2 protein-coding genes and 1 pseudogene are annotated in these 1,230 nt (G+C 61.5%); 1 reads left to right on the forward strand and 2 read right to left on the reverse strand.

Annotated features, from left to right (window positions below; translation table 11 throughout):
* On the forward strand, positions 1 to 109 hold a 109-nt coding region (locus EOA60_RS39425; protein WP_348632746.1), incomplete at its 5' end, for a disulfide bond formation protein B.
* Positions 110 to 328: 219 nt separating this feature from the next.
* On the opposite strand, the gene EOA60_RS33660 is transcribed toward EOA60_RS39425, so the two are convergent.
* On the reverse strand, positions 329 to 886 hold the full coding sequence (locus tag EOA60_RS33660; RefSeq protein WP_066990153.1) for an HNH endonuclease: 558 nt from the start codon (positions 884 to 886) through the stop codon (positions 329 to 331).
* A gap of 110 nt (positions 887 to 996) precedes the next feature.
* Positions 997 to 1,230, reverse strand: a pseudogene (locus EOA60_RS33665) (DNA-3-methyladenine glycosylase 2 family protein); the annotation flags it as partial.

Genomic DNA, 1,230 nt, shown 5'->3' on the forward strand with positions numbered 1-1,230 from the left:
CGACAAGGCCGCGCTTCGCATCCTCGGCTTGTCGCTCGCTGGCTGGAACGCCATCGCCAGCCTCATCCTGGCCGCCGTCGCCTTACGCTGCGCGCTCGCGCGCGACTGAGCTGCCACGAAAGCGCCAACGCGAGATCGTTCAAAGAATTCGGCGCGCTGAGTCGAATGAAGTGAGCGTCGAGAACCGGAGCGGAGCGGACTCCCGCATGTGCCGGAAAAGTGGTTTCGGTTTTCCGAAAAGGACATGCGGCAGCTACAAAAAGCACGTGAGCACCGGAAGCGCAGACGCTTGCTTCAGGCAGCCAGCCTCCCGAATTATCGAACGATCTCAAGGTTCCAATTCGACATCCCAGTAGAGATAATCCATCCAGCTTTCATGCAGATGGTTGGGCGGGAACAGGCGGCCGTTATTGTGCAGATCGTGCACGGTCGGCTGATAGGGTTTTTGCAGCGGCCACATCTTGGCCTGCGCCGGCATCATGCCGCCTTTCCTGAGATTGCAGGGCGAGCAGGCGGCCACGACGTTCTCCCAGGTCGTCGCCCCGCCGCGATGGCGCGGGATGACATGGTCGAAGGTGAGATCGTCGGTCGTGCCGCAATACTGGCACTGGAAGCGGTCGCGCAGAAAGACGTTGAAGCGGGTGAAGGCGGGATGCCGCGACGGCCTCACATAGGCCTTCAGACTCACCACGCTCGGCAGCTTCATCGAGAAGGTCGGCGAGGAGACGGCGTGTTCGTATTCGGCGACGATATTGACCCGGTCGAGGAAGACAGCCTTGATGGCGTCCTGCCACGACCAGAGCGACAGGGGGTAATAGCTGAGCGGACGGTAATCCGCATTCAGCACCAGCGCGGGAAGCCCATCCGGAGATACGGCAACCGTCACGTAGTTGGCCTCCTTCGTTCCAAACCGAACGCCACGGATACTGTAAGCCCGACATGACAGGGATGTGAAGCGGATTGTCGGTCGGCGAAACGTTCAAAAACGCATGATTTTCATGCTTTTTCGGCCATCTCGACAGGTGGCGCCGCGTCCCTGCCCTTCAATTCCCGATAGTAGGCCCAGAAAAGCCGCGACGCGACCCCTCGCCACGGGCTCCATGATTCGGCCAGTCGAATCAGAGTTTTCTCCGGCGGACGAGGGTCGATGCCCAGGGCATGGCCGACCGCCGTCTGCAGCGCGACGTCGCGCGCGGGAAACACATCGGGGTGGCCGGCGGCGAACAGCAG

The sequence above is a fragment of the Mesorhizobium sp. M1A.F.Ca.IN.020.06.1.1 genome (assembly GCF_004023265.1).
Taxonomy (GTDB): Bacteria; Pseudomonadota; Alphaproteobacteria; order Rhizobiales; family Rhizobiaceae; genus Mesorhizobium.